The sequence below is a fragment of the Pseudomonas sp. S10E 269 genome (assembly GCF_002798465.1).
Taxonomy (GTDB): Bacteria; Pseudomonadota; Gammaproteobacteria; order Pseudomonadales; family Pseudomonadaceae; genus Aquipseudomonas; species Aquipseudomonas pergaminensis.
Genome location: NZ_PHIJ01000001.1, coordinates 965066 through 984948, shown reverse-complemented (window position 1 = coordinate 984948; position 19883 = coordinate 965066). Strand labels below are relative to the sequence as shown.

The following is a 19883-nucleotide window of genomic DNA, read 5'->3' as shown; positions in this document are numbered from 1 at the left end:
TCATGGCTCGTTTGCAACGCACCCTGTCGTTAGGGTCGGTGGTGCTGTTTGGCATCGCCTATATGACGCCGATCATTGTGCTCGGCACCTTCGGCATCCTGGCGCAATCCACCGCCGGCATGGTCCCCGCCGCTTACCTGGCCGCCCTGGTGGCGATGTTCTTCACCGCCATGAGCTACGGGCGCATGGCTTCGGCCTTCCCGGTGGCCGGTTCCGCCTACAGCTATGTGCGCAAGGCGATCAGCCCCAAATTGGGATTCATCGCCGGTTGGGCGGTGTTGCTCGACTACCTGTTCCTCCCGATGGCGATCTGGTTGATCGGCGCGGCATACCTGCATTCGGCATTCCCCGCCGTGCCGCAGTGGGTCTGGGTGCTGGCGTTCATCGGCATCACCACGGCGATCAATATCATCGGCCTGAAACTCGCCAACGGCATCAACGCGCTGCTGATGCTGGTGCAGTTTCTGGTGCTGATTGCGTTTGTCGCGTTGTGCATCCACTACATCGGTGGCGATGCGAGCACGCCGCTGTGGACGATCACGCCGTTCTTCAATGGCCAGATGCAAATGCCACTGATCATGAGCGGGGCTGCGATTGCCTGTTATTCGTTCCTGGGCTTTGACGCGGTCAGTACCCTCACTGAAGAGACCCGCGACCCACGCCGCACCATTCCCCGGGCGATCATGCTGATCACCTTGATCGGCGGGCTGATCTTCGTCGGTGTGTCGTATTTTGTGCAGGTCGCGCATCCGTCGTTCGAATTTGCCGATGTGGATTCGGCGGCCTACGAGATTGCGCGCAACATCGGTGGCGACCTGTTTGTGTCGATCTTCCTGATCGGCCTGATCGTCGGCCAGTTCGCCTCGGGGCTTTCGGCCCAGGCCAGTGGTTCGCGCTTGTTGTTTGCCATGGGCCGCGACGGCGTGTTGCCCAAGTCGTTCTTCGGCACCTTGCATGCGCGTTTCGGCACGCCGGTCAACAGCATCCTGCTGTGTGCAGTCGTGGCCTTGTTGGCGCTGAAGCTGGACGTGACCACCTCCACCTCGTTCATCAACTTCGGTGCGTTCCTGGCGTTCAGCCTGGTGAACCTCTCGGTGATCTTTCACTACTGGATCGGGGCCAAGCAGCGCGGCGTGCGGGAACTGATCCTGTTCCTGGTGTTCCCGGCCATCGGCCTGCTGGCGGATCTGTGGTTGATGGTCAGCCTCGATCACCTGGCGATCTACCTGGGCCTGGTGTGGTTGGCGATCGGCCTGGTTTACCTGGGTGTGCTGACGCGCGGATTCTCGCAACAGCCACCGGAAATGGACTTTCAGGAAACTGCATAGAAGCTGTGGGCCTATTCTTATTGCAATCGGTTCTCGTTTGGGCGCATGATTTGTGTTACTGTATAACACATTAAATGCACCCAGACGCCCCGGAGGCCTTATGAAAGCTGGTATCCATCCCGACTACCGCACCGTGCTGTTCCATGACACCGCCGCCGACGTGTTCTTCCTGATCGGCTCCACCGCCGACAGCGATCGCACCCACACACACAGCGACGGCAACACGTACCCGTATATCCCGTTGGACGTTTCCAGCGCCTCGCACCCGATCTACACCGGCCAACAGCGCAAGACCCAGGCCGAAGGCCGGATCGCCGGGTTCAACAAGCGTTTCGCTTCGTTTGGCTCGAGCCCGAAAAAAGCCGAGGCGTGACTATCACGTGCTTCACCTCGAAGGCCGCTCCGGTTTCTGGAGCGGCTTTTTTTTGCGCTGATATCGTAAAGCCATTATTTTGCAAAAAACCGACTAAACTCCTCAGTAATAGCCAGGAAGGCAGGACCGGACCCTAAGGAATGCACACCGACGATCCGAGGTGTCCCATGGGAGAGTCAGTTACATTTACCGATGCCAGACGTGCCGTGGTGCTGTTGATCGACGCCCACCCCGACGTGCTCCAACGCCTTACGCAACTGCTGCAACTGGAACCCTTCGACCTGCACAGCGCCACGTGCGCTGCCGATGCCCTGGCCATCCTGGCCAGCCAACCCGTCGACCTGGTGATGAGCGCCGCGCGCCTGCCGGACATGGACGGCGCCTCATTGCTCGCGCATGTCCACCAGCATTACCCCCACACCGTGCGCATCCTGCTGACAGGCGAGACCGACCTGACGCTGATCGTAAAGGCCATCAACGAAGGTGAAATCTACCGGTACCTGAGCAAGCCCTGGAAGGATGAAGAATTGTTGCTGGCGCTGCGCCAATCCCTGGCGCATCAGCATTCCGAGCTGGAGCGCCTGCGCCTTGAACAACTGATCCAGCAGCAGAACGACGAACTCAAGCAGCTCAACGCCACCCTGGAAAAACGCGTGGCCGCGCGCACCAGCGAGCTGCAGCAAACCGCCGACATGCTCGATCTGGCCTACGAAGAGCTCAAGCACAGCTACGCCACCGGCACCGAAGTGTTTTCGCTGCTGGCCAACCTGCGCCTGCCGCGCGCCAAACAGACCAACCGGCAGATCATCGAACTGGTGCGCACCTGGTGTGTGGCCCATGGCGTGGACTCCGCCAGCAACCGCGACCTGACCATGGCCGCCGCGCTCTACAACATCGGCAAGCTGAGCTGGAGCGACAGCATGATGGCGTCGCCCTCGGACCTGCTGCACAGCAGCGACCGTGAACGCTATCGCGCCTACGCCACCCAGAGCGAGTCGCTGCTGATGACCCTGGAGCCGATGAAAGACGCCGCGCGGCTTATCCGCCATCACCAGGAACGCTGGGACGGCAGCGGTTTCCCTGACCACCTCAAGGGTGAAGCGATTCCCGCCGGCTCGCGTTTGCTGAAACTGGCGGTGGATTTTATCGAACTGCAAAAAGGCCTGATCCTGGAGCGGCAGATGAACAGCGACGAAGCGCTGCTGTACATCCGCAAATACGCCGGGCGGCTGTACGACCCGGTGATGGTCGAAGACTTTGTGCTGGTCTGCGCCACTTACCTCAATGACGTGACCCTGGGCGATCCCAACGTCAAAGTGCTCGGCACCCGGGAACTGGCAGAGGGCATGGTGCTGGCGCGCAACCTCAATGCGGACAACGGCATGCTGCTGCTCAATGCCGGCAAGGTGTTGAACCTGCCATTGGTGGATAAGTTGATTGCCTTTGAGACCATGGAAGGGGCACGGTACAGCGTGTTTATCAAGGACACCGACGAGGCATTGCTTTCCGGTTAAGGCACTTCATGTGATCCTTACATCTTTGCCTTCAAGGAAGACTGTACATGCCCTCCACCATCCGCATCGCCGCCGCCCTCCTGATCGGCAGCGACGGCCAGACCCTGCTGGTGCGCAAGCGCGGCACGCAAGCCTTCATGCAACCTGGCGGCAAGATCGACGCGGGTGAGCAACCTGCCGACGCGCTGGCCCGTGAGCTGCACGAAGAACTGAACCTGCGCATTGAGCCCGGCGCGGCGGTCTACCTTGGCAAGTTTTCCGCACCGGCGGTCAATGAGCCGGGTTTTACCGTGGAAGCCGAGCTGTTCCAAGTGCAGATTGACGTGCCGGTGAGCCCGGCGGCGGAGATCGAAGAAGTGCGCTGGATCGACCCGGCTGGCGACGGAGGCCTGGTCCTGGCACCGTTGACGCGGGATCTGATCCTGCCGTTTTATCGTGCATCGCTGACGGCATGAGCATCCGCACGCTGGAGGCCAGCGACGCCGAGGCTTATCGGGCGTTGATGCTGGAGGCGTATGGCGCCTATCCCCAGGCGTTCACTTCCAGCGTGGCGGAGCGTGCCGCGATGCCCTTGAGTTGGTGGGAGAAGCGCTTGAGCAGCCAACTGGACCGGTTGCTGGGGGCTTTTGAAGGGGATGAACTGGCCGGCATTGTCGGCTTGGCGTTCGAGCCGCGGGAGAAGGCACGGCACAAAGTGACTTTGTTCGGCATGTACGTGACCCAGGCTTACCAGCAGCAGGGGCTGGGCCGTCAATTGGTCGAAGCGGCGTTGGCTGAGGCGCGCCAGTATCCGCGCCTGAAGGTGATTCAACTGACGGTCACTGCCGGCAATGATGCCGCCTTTGCGTTGTACCAGCGCTGCGGGTTCATCCAGTACGGCCTGGAGCCGCTGGCGGTGCGGGTGGGGGTCGATTACTTTGACAAGATCCACATGTGGCGCGAATTGCAGCACCAGTGATTTCCGACTGTGGCAGGCTTGCCGGCGATAGCCATAGGTATCTGCACAACGCTGCACCTGAGGTGAGGAAGCCTAACAGACGACCCCTATCTAACTGTTGCCCCACGATCAAAATGTGGGAGCTGGCTTGCCTGCGAAGGCGGCCCGGCAGACGACCACAATCTAACTGTCACCCCACGATCAAAATGTGGGAGCTGGCTTGCCTGCGAAGGCGGCCCGGCAGACGACCACAATCTAACTGTCACCCCACGATCTAACTGTAGGCGCTGGCTTGCCGGCGATGCAGGCACCTCGGTACCTCAGGCACACCCAGGCGATTTCTTCGTTTACGAGGCGGTGCAGGGTTCAGCGTACCGCGCTGACCCCATCGAGGGTGGAGAATGAGGTGTCCTTGGCGGTCAGCAGGAAGTCGCGCATATACGGCGCATCCAGCATGTCTGCGCGAATCCCCGCGTACAGCGTTGCAAACAAGCCTTTCTCACCCAGGCGCTTGCCTTTAACGTAACCGCGCGAGCTGTATTCGTGCAGCGCCCAATGGGGCATGCCGCACACGCCACGGCCGCTGGCCACCAATTGCATCATCATCACGGTCAGTTCCGAGGTGCGCACCTGGGCCGGTTCTACGTCGGCGGGTTCGAGGAAGCGGGTGAAGATGTCCAGGCGGTCGCGCTCGACCGGGTAGGTGATCAGGGTTTCGGTCAGCAGGTCTTCCGGCACGACGTATGGTTTGTGCGCCAGCGGGTGCTGGTTGGCGACCGCGAGCATGGCTTCGTAGGTGAACAACGGCACGTAGGTAATGCCGGGCAACTCCAGCGGGTCGGAGGTCACCACCAGGTCCAGGTCGCCGCGGGCCAGGGCTGGGAGCGGCGCGAAGGCAAAGCCGGAGGCCAGGTCCAGTTCGACTTCCGGCCAGGCATCGCGGAACTGGTCGATGGTCGGCATCAGCCACTGGAAGCAGCTGTGGCACTCGATCGCCATGTGCAGGCGCCCGGCAGTGCCGCCGGCCAACCGGGCGATGTCGCGTTCCGCACCTCGCAGCAGCGGCAGGGTGGCGTCGGCCAGTTGCAGCAGGCGCAGGCCGGCGCTGGTGAAGCGCAGCGGCTTGGTCTTGCGCACGAACAGCGGCATGCCCAGGCGTTCTTCCAGCTCCTTGAACTGGTGGGACAGCGCCGACTGCGTCAGGTGCAGGCGCTCGGCGGCTTCCACCAGGCTGTCGGCTTCGCGCAGGGCGTGCAGGGTTTTGAGATGACGGATTTCCAGCACGGCGGCCTCCATGAATGAATTTTGTGCTTAATGATAAAACATTGAAAACTATTCATGTTGGCCGTTGCGTGATTTAAATCAGTTCAGGGCTTCGAAGTGTTTCTTTGCATAGTATTTGCCGATATTGCCGCGCCATATAGTCAGGTCGGCGAATTGCACACCCTTGCCGCTCTTCTTCATTTGCCAGTGCAGACCCCGATACCGTTCCGCAGCGATTTTCAGGTGCGCTTTGGCAAAGGTATCGAACGCTGAGTCGGCCTTCACGTAGTGAAAGTGGGCGAACCAGCTTGGCGCGTCCTGCGGCCTGGCTGTGTCGTGAATGGAATATTCCTGAAAGTAGTCGGTTTCTCCGTCGGGGCGTTTTTGTGTCTGCCCGCGGCGAATGCCGACTTTGCGGATCTCAACGCGATTGTGTTCCATCAAGTAGTCCAGATAGCCTTCGGTCGGTTTCTTGCTGGCCAGCGTACGCTCGATACGCAGGGCTTGTCCGGCGGGCCTGAGGGGGGTTGCCCGACTGCGCAGTTGTTCGATTAGTGGGTGCGTGGGGGATAGGCCTTGTAGCTGGTTGGCTCGAAGTTCCAAGGCCTCGGCTTCACTGACTAACATGTGCTCAAGGTTGATCGGTTCCATCGTTTGGTAAGCGCGGACTTTGTTTTCGAAGGCATCCACGGCGGCTAAACGGGCCTGGGCTTCGGTCACCATGGTCGGCAGGTCGCTAGGCAGCGCCGGGGGCTGAGTCTTGGGCTGGCTCAGCTCGGCGTTCAAGCGGTATCGCTGGCTGCCGGACATTTGCTCCCACACCTCCACAGGTTTGCCCTCGCTGTCCTCCACAATAAATTGTCTCGGTGATTGCTGTTGCGCCGGTTTCTCAGTGCCCACCAGAACCTGTCCATCCTCGGTTTCAAAGAGCGTTTTGGTGTGTTCTGCCTGGGGGGCGGTGTAGGCTTTTTTTATGCCCTTGCGTGCTCGCTCCATGAGTTGGGTCAGGGAGTCCAGCATCTGTGAAACATAGTTCGCGTCAAAGTGGCTGGGTGACATGGCGTTCCAGGTTGTCAGATCGAGGTGAAACAGCTCATAAGCCTCGAGGGTGTTGCTTAGCACTTGGTTGCGCTGGGCCTTACTGATGTTGGCCGTGGGAAGTTCCCGGTGGGCGGCGATGGTGCGTTTCAGTTTGTCGGTGGCCAGTTCCAACACCCTTTCTTGATAGATCCAGCTAGGGTTCCCCGGTTGGCGTTCAGCACGCAGGAGTTCCAACAACATTTCGGCCTTTGCCAGCTGCGTACGGTGCTCGGTGAAAATTATCTGCAACGGCGATGCAAACTTGGTCACTTCTGCCCTCATGGACGGGATAGTTATGCGGTCCAACCAGCCAGTCACTTCTCCAAGCATGATTTCTACCTGTTTCAGCTCATCAAGCATTTCAATTCGATATTGCTTGAGCACTTTTTCAGCGTGCAGGTATTCAGCGCCGTCGGGGGACATTGCCTTCATGCGGTTCTTTAACTGCGTAAAGTCCCCCTGCAAGCCAAGTATTCGTCGCTTGGCGTTCAATGCCTGAAGCGCGTAACGATTGCCCACTATCATGGCCGCCCAGTTTTGACTTTTGGCGACGGTCTGCTGCAACGTACTGCCTAGGAACCCGGCGGCTGTTTGATTCAACGCGTATACCTGTTTGGCGAGGTCTGCGTCTTCGGTCAAGCGCAGGTCCAGTGCCTTGGTCGCTTGGTGCCTCGATGTCGTGCCTGTCGCGGTGGTGGCGGTACTGAATTCGTTGTCCAATCTCATCGTATCGCGGTTGGTCACTTCAACTTGTGCGCCGAGCTTTTTGGAGAGCCTATCAAGATCGTTGAGTGTTGCCTGGCGTTGCGTGTGTACGGTGGCTACCGCTGGCGGAGTCTGCTGCTCCACAGCGGCTGGCACGCGCGAACCCGCACGCGATGTTCCCTGTCCTCGTCGGCTGCCGCCGCTATACCCGGTGAGATAGCCGCCATGCAGCGCCGAGTAAGTGTTCCATTGCTGCGCTTCGTCAAAGGCAATGACCGGCGAGTAGGTTTTTCCATTGGCGACCAGCCGCATTTCATGGGCTGTTGGTTCAAACTTCACTTTGAAGTAACGTCCACCGTCCGCGATGAAATGCTCGCCGGATGTATGCCGTAGCGTGTGGCGATAAGGACCGGTTTGCACTGCTTGCAGGCTGCCGAGCTCGAGTAGTTGATCGAATTCGTAGCCGGCGAAACGATGAACTTGGGTTTTCGCCTGGCGTGACTTCAGGTTGCGCCAGAAGTCAGGGCGCAGTATGTGTTTGAGTTGGCGCTGCAGCATCAACGTTTTGGCGGTGTTGGGCCGTGCCGCAGGCACGGCGGCAAAGGTCAGCGCGTCCATGCCTGCATACACCAGGCATTCGAACACCGAGGCCAGTTGCTCGATGCCGTGGTGCATGTCGCCTTTCCTGAGGGCATCGACAGCAGCGTAAAGGCTAGTGGTGGCATCGACGAGGGAAACCGCGGTGCCAATCAGTGGAAGAAAACTCACCGCGATTTTGATGCCGTTGAACAGACCACCTGATTTGAGCGCGTATTTCTCATCCGCCAGGTCCTCATTGGAGCGAGCGTACTGTCGATTGCTCTCGATCAGGCGTCCCATGTGGGCATCCAATTGATGAGCTGCCAGCGAAGTAGTGACTGGCCAGGGGGAGCCGACACCGATGATCGCGTCATAGTGTTTGACCGTGGCCTGGTCAATGCGGTTGAGGTGAGACTGGAGCTCTCCTGTCAAGGCACGGCTTGCCACGTACTCGGCCATGGTGTCGATACTGCAGAGGTCAAACAGTTTCCTGCGCGCCAGTTCCAGGCTGTCGAAGCGCTGCAAGCATCGATCATCCGGCGCATCGGGCAGGTAGAGTAACGTCATCCCGGAGATTTTTTCCTGAATGAAGTTGATACCTGAGAGAGTGACTGTGCCATAGCGGTTAGTGTCGCTGTCATCGACCAGTATTGCCGGCAGTAGGGCAATACGTTGGGTGCCGACCTCCCATGCTTGCTGCGTATCGGCGTCGATCGCGGTGTCCCACACCAGGCGCTCGTCAGCGTTGATATGGTTTTGCATGAACGCCAACTGGCCTTGAGTCTGGAGCATCAAGCGCAGTGGTTCCGTCAGGCATTCACGGCGGTAGTTCAACTGGAATGCCGACTCCTGGGAGGTACCTCTGAAGGCTTGGACTATTCGCGTTTCGTAGGCGTTGGCCAGGTTGAGGTCCTGGACCATCTTGACCAGGTAGGCAGCGTCTATACCCGCCTTGAGCCTGTCGAACTCCGCGGTGTTGTCAGCCGTCACGTCCAGGGTCATGTAGTGCAGCCGCTTGCCCATGCTGCTGTCGATGTTCCTCACGGCCAGTTCATCAAGCGACATCTTGCTGCGTTTCAGGCTGGGTGCGGTGATTATCTTGATTGGGGTTCCGCCCACTCCGCTGCCGCCGGTTACGGGATCTCGGATATCCCTTGTCGAATCAGGCAGGTCCACTTCTACGGTAAAATCCTGGGTGATGGAGAAGTCTTTGCGCAAGCGTGAATCGATCTTAAGCCTGACGAATTCATCCCGTGAGGGCAGAGATTGGTCGAGCAAGGCCTGGGAGCGCTTGAGTGCGGGAATGTAAGCCTTGAGCCGAGTCCTGAGCAGTTCCCGCTGTTCCTCGGTTTGTTTGTCCAGCCAGGTCGGGATGCTTGCCGCCAGATGGCTGCTGTTGTTCTGCTCCACGATTTCCAAAAACGCCGCTTCGCGGGCGCTGTGCTCGGGCACCACGAGCATTTCGAAGGTTTCTTCGCGTAATTTTTCCAGGCGTTCGACCAGTTTGTCGGCATCGTCCGGGGTGGCATAGGTCAAGCGCAACTGCGCCGCACGTTCCTCAAAATTGACTTGCTGAAGTCTGAGGCTGTGTTCGAAGGGGTTGTCGGTCAGCTCCTTGAGCGCCAAGGCAAGCCGGTCGTCCTGGGGCGCGATGTTGAACAAGGCTCCTTGCAGTGCTTGTCGGGACGCGAAGCGTTGCAAGCCCCCGCCAGTGCCCGGCCAGTAAACCAAGTAACTGGCGGCGGATGTCGACGGTAATTTCAAGCCGGTTGCGGCAGTGAATACCAGCGGTCCTTTGAGCTCGCTCTCAGTGATTTTTTTGGTGGTATTGGTCTGTTCGGTGACCGAGAGGCTCATCGAACAGACCGCTACTTCAATGAATCGCTCTTCGGCCACGGGCGAATCAAGGATGACCTCCAGCAGTTTCAGCTCATCGGCGCTGATTTGGTTCAACGCATGCTGAATTTGCGCTTCGATTCTTAGCCCCGCTACGCGCGCATTGTAAAGAGCGGTAAATTGGGTATTGAGGGTTGCCACATCGTGGGTGCGTCTTTTCAGCATGAGGCGTGCTGCGACGGCTGATGCGTCCTGTTGTACTCGCAAATCATCGAGTTGCTGCTGGAATTGCTGCAAGCGCGTTTTGCGGTTGGTTACAGCATCATCTTTGTCGAGCAGGCCGTCCAGGGCGGTGCGTTGTTGCAGCACTTGGGCCTGGCGTTGGCTCAATGGCAGGCTTGGGTAGAGCTGGCCGAACTGCGAGAGCATCTCCTCCTCAAGGGGGGTGGGTTTCGGCTGTTCAGGTGCCAGGGCAAACAGTGATTGGCTCTGGCGCTGTTTATCAAATGCTTCGATGGGCAGTCGTGCCATGTTGGCATTATCGATTTCGAAACCGGGGACGGGCTTGATCGCTTCGTGATATTGGGCCTCGGCCAATAGATTCAGCCAGGCGCTGATACCGGTTTCCAGCGGCCTGGTCTTGAGACGATAGTCAATGGTAGCGAGGGGATCGGAGTTCGAAGTCGAAAACAAGGCTTGTTGCTGATCGATCAACCAGCGCTCCATGTCCGTACGTTTGGCGAACGTGCGCCAGGCCGGTTGATGTGCGGGTAAGTACAGCAACTGGCTGACCGGCTGGTCGGTATCAAGGGTAAACACCCATGACCCAGGCAAGACGCGTGCATCGGCAGCGGGGCGCTTTAGCACGATGTGTTCGATGCAGATATTTTCGCTTCCAGGTGCTGCCAGGAGGGGATCAATAAGGGCAAACATCGGGTTGAGCGCCGTGGCATTTATCGAGCCTTGGGCCAGCAGTACATCGCCCGAGGCCTCGAAGTGGATCTTGTACAGTTCGGTCGCCCTTGCATGACATGAAACCGGTTGGCGGGGCGCTCGGTTGTTTAAAAAGTGCCGGGTCCAGGCATCCTTGATTGCCTGCTCCAGATCCAACCCTTTGAGCTCATCGAGCAACATGGGCACCGTATAGCCTGAAAAACGGTGGTTGGCCGGTAGGTGGATGAGTTGGCCCTCGGGTACTTGGCTCGTATCCAAAGAGGGATGCTGTTGCATGTAAAGGCAGGCTTCGTACAGGGAGATGATGCTTGAACTACGCGCTTCAGTTGCCAGGAACCTCAGCCCAACGCGCTCGCCGTCCAGCGTCAAGTGTTCTTGGAGCATCTGGTTGATCACTGTGCGTACCGATGGCGTGCCAGCCATCAACTCGCGCATGTCTTCGTAGCAACGTTGCCAGCGTTGTGTGGCGTCCAGCAGCAGGTTTTCGTCAATGCTCGCCGGCAAAAGCAGGTGTGATAGTCCGAACTCGTACACGTTGAGGTCTTGGATGTTGGTCATGGGGGTCGCTCCTTCATTTAAGAGGGATTAGAGAGCGATGGCCATGACCCAGGGTGGGATATAAATAGCGGACGACCGTTGAGCGGGCTTCATCAAACTGTCACGCAAGTGTGGCAGCGCGCTTGAACAAACTTCATCAGACTCGCGCTCTACTGGGGTTCTGCGTTTCGGTGTTTTTCATGCGCGTGTTGCTTTTACTGGCCGCTCTACTGTTCGGCCTGCCGTCTTTTGCGGCTTCTCGATGTGACGTCAATGTCCCGACCCAAACGGTCGACCTGGCTCAGGTGAGCATCGCCTACCAGAGCATCGGCCGTGCGTCCGATCCGGCCTTGCTGCTGGTGATGGGCCTGGGTGGGCAGTTGATCCACTGGCCCGACGAAGTTGTCGTCGCCCTGTGCCAGCAAGGTTTCCGGGTGATCCGCTATGACAACCGCGACGTCGGCCTGTCCACGTGGCGCCAGGCGCCTGCGAGCGCCAACCTGACCTTCGAGGTGCTGCGCTACAAGCTTGGCCTGCCAGTGGCGGCGCCCTATACCTTGACTGACATGGCCGATGACGCCATCGGTTTGATGGACGCCTTGCAGATCGAGCAATTCCACGTGCTGGGCGCGAGCATGGGCGGGATGATCGCCCAGCACCTGGCCGCCATGGCGCCGCAGCGGGTCGAGAGCCTCACGCTGATCATGACCAGTTCCGGTGCCGAAGGCCTGCCGGCGCCGAATGCGGCGCTGGTGCAATTGCTGTCGCGGCGCAGCGCGCCGAACCGTGAAGTGGCGCTGGAGCAACAGGCGGATCTGCTCGCCGCACTGGGCAGCCCGAACGTGAAGGATGATCGCCAGGCCTTGCTGCACCAGGCGGCGCTGTCCTACGACCGGGCCTTCAACCCGGACGGCGTGAAGCGCCAGATCATGGCGATCCTCGCCGAGCCGAGCCGCGTGCCCTTGCTCAACCAATTGCGCGTGCCGACGCTGGTGGTGCACGGTACCGCCGACCCGCTGCTGCCGGTGATGCACGGCGTGCACCTGGCGGCGCATATACAAGGCAGCCAGTTGAAACTGATCCCCGGCCTGGCCCATCGTTTCCAGGAAGCGTTCAAGGCGCCGTTGCTGGCGGCAGTGCTGCCGTACCTGCAAGCCCATCGCGAAGATGCCGCGCACTGGGCGCAGATCGATCCGGTCGGCCCTTCGAAGCTGCTGTGACATTGGTGTATCGTGCAACCTTTGTGGCCCATTTGCGCCTGCGAGGTTGCCTGTCATGAGTACTCCCCTGAAAATCGATTTCGTCAGCGACGTGTCCTGCCCCTGGTGCATCATTGGCCTGCGCGGGCTGACCGAAGCCCTTGACCAGCTTGGCGCCGAGGTGCAGGCCGAGATCCATTTCCAACCGTTCGAACTGAACCCGAACATGCCTGCCATCGGTCAGAACATCGTCGAGCACATCACCGAGAAATACGGCTCCACCGCTGAAGAATCCCAGGCCAACCGTGCGCGCATCCGCGACATGGGCGCCGAGCTGGGCTTTGCCTTTCGCACCGATGGCCAGAGCCGCATCTACAACACCTTCGACGCACACCGCCTGCTGCACTGGGCCGGGCTCGAAGGTTTGCAGTACAACCTCAAGGAAGCACTGTTCAAGGCGTATTTCACCGATGGGCAGGACCCGTCCGACCACGCCACCCTGGCGATCATCGCCGAAAGTGTCGGCCTGGATATCAAACGCGCAGCCGAGATTCTCGCCTCCGACGAATACGCCGCCGAAGTGCGTGAGCAAGAGCAGCTGTGGATCTCCCGTGGCGTGAGCTCGGTGCCGACCATCGTGTTCAACGACCAGTACGCCGTCAGCGGTGGCCAGCCAGCGGAAGCCTTTGTCGGTGCCATTCGCCAGATCATCAACGACGCGAAAAACTAAAGCCGAACGGAGTTCAAAATATGGAAGGGGGCTTGCCCCCGATGACAGTGGATCAGTTAGAACATCCTTGACTGATACGCCGCCATCGGGGGCAAGCCCCCTCCCACATTTGTTATTCAATGGTTCTTGAAATAAGTGCTGGCCCGTCCTTTGCATTGACCCCCTAAAGCCTTAGGGGACACTGCCTTGAACATTCTTGACCTCGACCACAGCCTCACGGGCCAGGCGCCGATTGCCCGGCGTTTGGCCAATGGCCGCGCCCACCGTATCGACCTACTCGACCTGGGCCCCAAGCTGCGCCTGTGGTCCACCGAAAAAACCTGGAAGCGCTTCGCCGAACGCATGGCCCAACGGCCCCGGCCCACGGATGCGCGCCCGGAAATCCTGTTTGTCGGCTCGGGTGATTACCATCACCTCACGCCGGCGTTTCTCGCCGATCTCAAAGAACCGATCAGCCTGATCCACTTCGACAACCACCCCGACTGGGTTCGCTTTGCGCCCAAGCGCCACTGTGGTTCGTGGGTCAACCGCGCGCTGAAAATGCCGGCGATCAAACGCATCGTCACCCTCGGCCCCTGCAGCGATGACCTGCATAACCCGCAACTGCGCGGCGGCAACCTTGGCGCCCTCAAGCGCGGGCACTTGCAGCTGTTTCCCTGGCAGCACGCGCCCTCGAAAGTCTGGGGGCGGGTCGGGGACGGCGCCGGCCATCGTCAGCAGGAAGACCACCTGCACTGGCGCAACCTGGCCGAGCTGGATTGGGCGGCTTTCCTGGAGCAGATGATCAGCAGCCTGCCCACCGAAGCGATCTGGATCACCCTCGACAAAGACGTGCTTGCCAGTGAAGACGCGGCCACCAACTGGGACCAGGGCGGCATGCGCCTGACCCACCTGCTGCAAGCCCTGCGGGCCTTGGCCGCGCGCAAGCGCATCATCGGCATCGATGTGTGCGGCGAGTTCGCCCAGCCGGCCTTCAGCAACGCGTTCAAGCGCTGGGAAGCCAAGTCGGACCAGCCACCACCCGAGCGCTGGAGCGCGCAAGACCTGCAGCGTAACGCTGCCACCAATGAAGCCTTGATTGATCTGTTTGAGGAGCTGTTCCCGTGACCTTGACCGTGGTGTTGCTGGTGGCGTTTTCCATCGTGCTCGATGTGATCGGCCAGCTGTGTTTCAAGATCGGCCTGGACCGTCTACCCGAGCTGGACGGCGGCTTTCGCCTGAATGCGTTCTGGGGCCAAGTGTTCAATGCGCCTTTGCTGTGGGCCGGGATCGGCGCCTATGCGATCGAATTTTTCGTGTGGCTCGAAGCCTTGTCCCGCGCGCCCTTGAGCCTCTTGTTTCCGGCCGCCGCGCTGGCCTATTGCGGGGTGGTGCTGGCGGGCAAAGTGGTGTTGGGCGAGACCGTCAGCCGCCGCCGTTGGTTGGGCACGCTGGTGATTACCTTGGGAGTGATGTTGGTGGCGATTGCAGGGAGCCAGGCATGAGTACGCAAACGATGAATACCGGATGGCTGCACGGGCGCTTCGGCACGGTGGTGCTGTGGGCCTTGTTGATCTGCACCGAAAGCGCCGGCCAGCTGTTTACCAAAGTGGCCGGGGACCAACTGGGGCAGATGGATTTCAACTGGCAGTGGCTGGGTGAAGTGGCGCGCAACCCCGGGATCCTGGCGGCGATCGCCAGCTACATCGGCGCGTTTTTCGTGTGGATGCTGATCCTGCGGCGCAGCAGCCTGTCCCTGGCGTTTCCGCTGAGCTCACTGGTGTTTGTGGTGGTGTTGCTGGGGTCGTGGCTGGGGCTGGGGGAACATATCAGCCCGCTGCACTGGGTGGGGGTGGCGGTGATTATCGCCGGCATCGCCCTGCTGGCCGAAGGCGAAGAAAACTGATCACGTTGGCCTGGTTTGATTTTTGTGGTGAGCGAGCTTGCCTCGCGCAGGGCAAGCCTGCTCACCACAGGGGTTAGTGGCGAGTCAGGGTTTTCTGTGCGCCACCAGAAAGCCCAACCCGTGTGACACTGGAAGCTGCTTCACCCCCGCCTCACGCTGTTGCTCGGCAATCTCCCGATGAAACGCCTTCACCTTGGTCCAGTGCATCTTCGGTCGGTAGTGGTGCTCGGCGTGGTAGCCGTTGTTCATCCAGATCAGGTTGTACAGCACGCTGTAGGAACTCACGCCCCAGGCAATCGGCAGGTCCGGGTTGCCGCCGAAGTGTTCGTAGTAGCCATTGAGCGACGACAGGCACTGGCCCAGGTACCAGAACGGCAACAGCCACAGCACCGCCTGCCAGTTGTAGAACGCCAGGGCGACATAGAACGCCACCGTCACGATGATCTCGACTTTGACCCAGCGTGCATCGGCCGGGCGTTTGCGCTTCATCTCGTCATAGAACGGCTTGGGATCGTCGCGGAAAAAACTCAGGAAGGTATAGGCCCACGGGTTTTCTGGTTGGCCATTGTGGCCGCGCTGGTAGATCGACAGCGGGTCGATGGTTGTGCCATCCGGCCCCGGTAGGTCGGCGTTACCACGGTGATGGCGGTTGTGGATATCGCGGTAGAGCGTCTGGGAAAAACCGATGGTCACCGACAGCAGCAGGTCGAAGGCCCGGTTCATCGCGCGATGGGTGAAGTAGGCGTTGTGGATCTGGTTGTGGGAGATGCTGTTGATGCTCCACGACAAGCTGATCGCGTAGATCAGTGCCAGGGGCACCAGCGCCCACCAGCTCAGGCGATGGAAGGCGGCAACCAGCCAGATGACAAAGGCGAAATGCGCCAGGCCCAGGGCGATGGGCACCAGGTCCCAGAGCGAGTGATGCAGCAGACGGTAAGCGGGGCGAGCCATGAAGAGTGTCCTGGAAAAATGGATTCCAGCACCTCATTGCAAACCCCAGACCAACCTCAATCGAATGTGTAACTGATGGCCGTCTGCACCTGGCCCTGGTTCACTTCGCCGGTCTGCCGGACGATGCTGCTGTCCGCCGCCGAGCCCACCAGATGCACCCAGCTCGCGCTGGTCAGCAACGACCATTTGGCCGCCAGGGGAAACTCGAAACTCTGGGTCAGCGTCACGTTCTGGAAGCCGCCGCTGGCGTTGTACGGCCGAAAGCCCGAAGCGGCTGCCTCGTTGTCATCCACGCCGAAAAACGTCTGGGTTTGGCGGGCATCGGCGAAGTGCGCCACCAGGCCACTGCTGCCGATCACACCGCTGCCCAACGGGTAGCCCAGTTCGCCGCCGACCTTGCCCAGCGCGCCGCTCTGCGAATGGCCGCCGCCGACGGCCTGGCCCAGCTGTGCATACACCCGCCAGAAATCAGCCGGTGCGTACTGAACGAAACCGCCTACCTCGGCCATGTCCGACACATTGCGCAACCCCTGCAGCGAGCCATTCGACGTGCGCCCCTGCAGGTAATTGATATACGGGCCGGCGGTAAAACCGTTGCTGTCCAAGGCGCTCCAGGTCAAGCCGTCGTCGGTACTCAGGCTGACAGTGCCCCAGTCCAGATCGACGTAGGGAACGGGCCGCGTTTCGTAGCGGCTGCCGGTAGGGTCATGGGGCTGGTAGCTGACGCCTGCGCCGACATCGCCGGTGATACCGTCGGCCTGAGCCGCGTTCGAAACGCTCCAGAGGCCCAGTAAACCGGCCAGTGCAGCGCAAGTGATCCTCAACATGGTCACTGTTCCTTGATTGATTACGTGCGCATGAACGCGCAAAGCGTCGACCCCGCGCAAGCACTCATCTTGTTTGTAGCAAGCTACAAAAATTGTAGCTCCTGCGACACAAATCACCCTCGAAGCCGAGCCAAGCCCCAGCCCCGCTGGGCTTGCGCCAGTTGGCACAGTCCCTGCTCTACACCTTTTTGCAAGCGCACACAGCGCGCTCCTCCAAGGTAAACAACGATGATCCAATGGCATATCGTGTGTGACTTCGACGGGACCATCACCCCCACCGATGTCATCGACAACGTCCTCCAACGCTTCGCCGGCCCCGAGTGGGAAACCATCGAACAGGAATGGCTGGATGGGCATATCGGTTCACGCGAATGCCTGAGCCGCCAACTGGCGCTGATCAAGGCCACCCCCTCCGAGCTGCTTTCGTATTTCGACAGCGTCGAGATCGACCCGGACTTCCCGGATTTCGTCGACCACGTGATCGGCCTGGGTGCGTCCATCGAAGTGGTCAGCGACGGCATCGAGCAGGGCATTGCGCGGATTCTGTCACGCAACTACGTGACCCTGCTGCCGATCCTCGCCAACCGCCTGCGCCAGGTCGACCAGAACAGCTGGCGCATCGACTTCCCGTATGCCAGCGATGCCTGCCGTGCCGCCTCCGGCAACTGCAAGTGCAAGTCCACGCCGCGCAACAAGCGCGTGCTGGTGATCGGCGACGGCAAGTCCGACATGTGCGTGGCCTCCACCGCCGACTTTGTGTTTGCCAAGGGCAGCCTCGCCGACTACTGCGTGGCCCACGACATCCCACACGCGCGCTTCGACACCTTCGCCGAAGTGCCGGCATTGCTGGCGCTGCTGCCACAAGGCATCGCCGCCAACGCCAACTCCTTTACTGCTGACAACCAGGAACTCTTCCACCATGTCTGATATCCGTATCGCTACCGCCGAAGACCAGGTTCTTCTGGATAAAGAAGCCAAGTATTGCTCCTACGGCGACACCGTTCACTACATCGAACCACCCCGTATTTTCAGCCGCTGCGAAGGCTCCTACGTGTGGGACACCGAAGACCAGGCCTACCTCGACCTGCAGATGTGGTACTCGGCGGTCAATTTCGGCTATGCCAACCCGCGCCTGAACAATGCGCTGAAACAGCAGATCGACACGCTGCCGCAAATCGCCAGCCAGTACCTGCACAAGGGCAAGATCGAGCTGTCGGAAATGATCGCGGTGGACGCCAAGAAGAAATTCGGCCTCGACGGTCGCGTGCACTTCAACGTCGGCGGTTCGCAGTCCATCGAAGACTCCCTGAAGGTGGTGCGTAACGCCACCAACGGCAAGAGCCTGATGTTCGCCTTCGAAGGCGGTTACCACGGGCGTACCCTCGGCGCCTCGTCGATCACCTCCAGCTACCGCTACCGTCGCCGCTACGGCCACTTCGGCGAGCGTGCGCAGTTCATTCCGTTCCCGTACCACTTCCGTGGCCCTAAAGGCATGACCAAGGAAGAATACGGCAGCCACTGCGTGCAGCAATTCGCCCGCCTGTTCGAAACCGAATACAACGGTGTGTGGGACCCGAAAGTCGGCCAGAGCGAATACGCCGCGTTTTACGTCGAGCCGATCCAGGGCACCGGCGGCTACGTGATCCCGCCGATGAACTTCTACCGTGAACTCAAGCAGGTGCTGGATCAGCACGGCATCCTGATGGTGTCCGACGAAATCCAGATGGGCTTCTACCGGACCGGCAAGTTGTGGTCGATCGAGCACTTCGACGTGCAACCGGACGTGATCGTGTTCGGCAAGGCCCTGACCAACGGCCTCAACCCGCTGGGTGGCATCTGGGCCCGTGAAGAGTTGATCAACCCGAAGGTCTTCCCGCCAGGTTCCACCCACTCCACCTTCGCCTCCAACCCGTTGGGCACGGCGGTCGGCCTGGAAATGTTCAAGATGACCAACGAAGTCGACTACGGCGCGATGGTCATGGCCAAGGGCAAATTCTTCCTCGAAGGCCTGCAAGACCTGCAGAAACGTTTCCCGATCATCGGCGACGTCGACGGCCTGGGCCTGGCCCTGCGCTGTGAAATCTGCGGCCCGGATGGTTTCACGCCAGACAAGGCGACCCTGGACTACATGGTCGAAGAAGGCATGAAGGGCGACATGGTGGTGGACGGCCAGAAACTCGGGCTGATCCTCGACGTGGGCGGTTACTACAAGAACGTGATCACCCTGGCACCGTCCCTGGAAATCAGCTACCCGGAAATCGAACTGGGCCTGAAGCTGCTCGAGCAACTGCTGGTGCGGGCGACCAACCGGTGAACAGCGTCGGGATCGACCTCGGTGAAGGTGATGCCGGCTTCGTTCTCGGTGACGGTCCGGTCGGGATCCTGTTGATCCACGGCCTGACCGGCACCCCGACGGAATTGCGCCAGGTCGCCAAGGGCCTGGCCAAGGCGGGCAACTGCACGGTGTACGTGCCCACCCTGGCCGGGCACTGCGGTGACAACAGTGACCTGCAGGCCACGGGCTGGCTGGACTGGTACGAAGGCGTGCGCAAGACCTTCGTGGGCGTGAAGCAACGCCACGCGCAGGTGTTTGTCGGCGGCTTGTCGATGGGCGCGGTGATGTCGATGTACCTGGCGTCGGAGCATCCGGGCCAGGTGGCCGGTTTGCTGATGTATTCCACCACGCTCAAGTACGACGGGTGGAGCATCAACAAAATGGCGTTCATCACGCCGTTGCTCATCCGTATCCCGTTCGGCGTACGCCTGTTCCGCTTCACCGAGAAGCCGCCCTACGGCATCAAGAATGAACGCCTGCGCGCCATCGTTGAACGGCAAATGAAGGAAGGCGAAAGCAGCGAGGCGGGCCTGTTGACGATGGAGGGCGTGACAGTGCGTGAATTGCACTGGATGAACGCCGTGGTCAAAAAACGCATGCCGTCGATCAACGTACCGGCGCTGGTATTGCACTCTATCGAGGACGACATCACCAGCCGCTGGAACGCCGATTACGTGGAACGCCACCTCGGCGGGCCGGTGACCAAGATCCTGTTGGACAACTGCTACCACATGATCACCGTCGACCTGCAATACCGCCGGGTGATCGAATTGAGTGCGGGGTTCGTCGAACAGCATGCCCAGGCCATCCCGGCCCCTCAAGATTATCGACAGCGGGCATAAGCCTTAAG

Annotated in this window: 17 protein-coding genes; 13 read left to right on the top strand and 4 right to left on the bottom strand. The window is 60.1% G+C overall.

Going from position 1 to position 19883, the window contains the following annotated elements; translation table 11 throughout:
- Nucleotides 1-2 precede the first annotated feature (2 nt).
- The 5 genes from CWC48_RS04725 (at nucleotide 3) to CWC48_RS04705 (ending at nucleotide 4173) form a co-directional block, all read left to right on the top strand.
- Nucleotides 3-1328: an APC family permease gene (locus CWC48_RS04725; RefSeq protein ID WP_099494157.1), complete on the top strand. Its 1326-nt coding sequence runs from the start codon at nucleotides 3-5 to the stop codon at nucleotides 1326-1328.
- Between the two features lie 100 nt (nucleotides 1329-1428).
- A complete protein-coding gene (locus CWC48_RS04720) occupies nucleotides 1429-1701 on the top strand; it encodes a type B 50S ribosomal protein L31 (RefSeq protein WP_078047093.1) in 273 nt (90 codons plus the stop codon).
- A 167-nt stretch (nucleotides 1702-1868) separates the two neighbouring features.
- Complete coding sequence (locus CWC48_RS04715) at nucleotides 1869-3215, top strand: HD domain-containing phosphohydrolase (RefSeq protein WP_078047094.1); 1347 nt, start codon at nucleotides 1869-1871, stop codon at nucleotides 3213-3215.
- Nucleotides 3216-3262: 47 nt separating this feature from the next.
- A complete protein-coding gene (locus CWC48_RS04710; protein ID WP_099494158.1) occupies nucleotides 3263-3670 on the top strand; it encodes an NUDIX domain-containing protein in 408 nt (135 codons plus the stop codon).
- Nucleotides 3667-4173, top strand: coding sequence for a GNAT family N-acetyltransferase (locus tag CWC48_RS04705; RefSeq protein WP_100491410.1), 507 nt, complete (start codon nucleotides 3667-3669; stop codon nucleotides 4171-4173). Before CWC48_RS04710 ends, CWC48_RS04705 begins: the two co-directional genes overlap by 4 nt.
- Before the next feature lie 345 nt (nucleotides 4174-4518).
- Here CWC48_RS04705 and metR read toward each other — a convergent pair whose 3' ends face one another.
- Both metR and CWC48_RS04695 read right to left on the bottom strand, forming a co-directional pair.
- Nucleotides 4519-5436, bottom strand: a complete 918-nt coding sequence (gene metR / locus CWC48_RS04700; RefSeq protein ID WP_078047097.1) for a transcriptional regulator MetR — start codon at nucleotides 5434-5436, stop codon at nucleotides 4519-4521.
- Between the two features lie 78 nt (nucleotides 5437-5514).
- Nucleotides 5515-11127, bottom strand: coding sequence for a dermonecrotic toxin domain-containing protein (locus tag CWC48_RS04695; RefSeq protein ID WP_256581610.1), 5613 nt, complete (start codon nucleotides 11125-11127; stop codon nucleotides 5515-5517).
- Nucleotides 11128-11306: 179 nt separating this feature from the next.
- Here CWC48_RS04695 and CWC48_RS04690 point away from each other — a divergent pair, with 179 nt between their 5' ends.
- From CWC48_RS04690 to CWC48_RS04670, 5 genes are all read left to right on the top strand, one after another.
- On the top strand, nucleotides 11307-12326 hold the full coding sequence (locus CWC48_RS04690; RefSeq protein WP_078047098.1) for an alpha/beta fold hydrolase: 1020 nt from the start codon (nucleotides 11307-11309) through the stop codon (nucleotides 12324-12326).
- Nucleotides 12327-12381: 55 nt separating this feature from the next.
- Nucleotides 12382-13035 carry a DsbA family oxidoreductase gene (locus CWC48_RS04685; RefSeq protein ID WP_100491409.1) on the top strand — a complete coding sequence of 218 codons (654 nt, stop codon included), beginning with the start codon at nucleotides 12382-12384 and terminating at the stop codon, nucleotides 13033-13035.
- 186 nt (nucleotides 13036-13221) lie between these two features.
- The gene (locus CWC48_RS04680; protein WP_078047100.1) at nucleotides 13222-14142 is read left to right on the top strand and encodes an arginase; all 921 of its coding nucleotides are present in this window, start codon (nucleotides 13222-13224) and stop codon (nucleotides 14140-14142) included.
- Nucleotides 14139-14519, top strand: a complete 381-nt coding sequence (locus CWC48_RS04675) for a transporter (RefSeq protein WP_010212789.1) — start codon at nucleotides 14139-14141, stop codon at nucleotides 14517-14519. Before CWC48_RS04680 ends, CWC48_RS04675 begins: the two co-directional genes overlap by 4 nt.
- Nucleotides 14516-14920, top strand: a complete 405-nt coding sequence (locus CWC48_RS04670) for an EamA family transporter (protein ID WP_078047101.1) — start codon at nucleotides 14516-14518, stop codon at nucleotides 14918-14920. Before CWC48_RS04675 ends, CWC48_RS04670 begins: the two co-directional genes overlap by 4 nt.
- A gap of 84 nt (nucleotides 14921-15004) precedes the next feature.
- On the opposite strand, the gene CWC48_RS04665 is transcribed toward CWC48_RS04670, so the two are convergent.
- Nucleotides 15005-15871 carry a fatty acid desaturase gene (locus CWC48_RS04665; RefSeq protein ID WP_099494162.1) on the bottom strand — a complete coding sequence of 289 codons (867 nt, stop codon included), beginning with the start codon at nucleotides 15869-15871 and terminating at the stop codon, nucleotides 15005-15007.
- Between the two features lie 56 nt (nucleotides 15872-15927).
- On the bottom strand, nucleotides 15928-16698 hold the full coding sequence (locus CWC48_RS04660; protein ID WP_099494163.1) for a MipA/OmpV family protein: 771 nt from the start codon (nucleotides 16696-16698) through the stop codon (nucleotides 15928-15930).
- 228 nt (nucleotides 16699-16926) lie between these two features.
- On the opposite strand from CWC48_RS04660, the gene CWC48_RS04655 reads away from it, so the two are divergent.
- Genes CWC48_RS04655 through CWC48_RS04645 form a run of 3 tightly spaced genes read left to right on the top strand, consistent with a single transcriptional unit; the run spans nucleotide 16927 to nucleotide 19875 of the window.
- A complete protein-coding gene (locus CWC48_RS04655) occupies nucleotides 16927-17625 on the top strand; it encodes an MtnX-like HAD-IB family phosphatase (RefSeq protein WP_078047104.1) in 699 nt (232 codons plus the stop codon).
- Nucleotides 17618-19012, top strand: coding sequence for an aspartate aminotransferase family protein (locus tag CWC48_RS04650; RefSeq protein WP_078047105.1), 1395 nt, complete (start codon nucleotides 17618-17620; stop codon nucleotides 19010-19012). The genes CWC48_RS04655 and CWC48_RS04650 overlap by 8 nt, the downstream gene beginning before the upstream one ends.
- Nucleotides 19009-19875: a carboxylesterase gene (locus tag CWC48_RS04645; RefSeq protein ID WP_100491408.1), complete on the top strand. Its 867-nt coding sequence runs from the start codon at nucleotides 19009-19011 to the stop codon at nucleotides 19873-19875. Before CWC48_RS04650 ends, CWC48_RS04645 begins: the two co-directional genes overlap by 4 nt.
- Nucleotides 19876-19883: the final 8 nt, after the last annotated feature.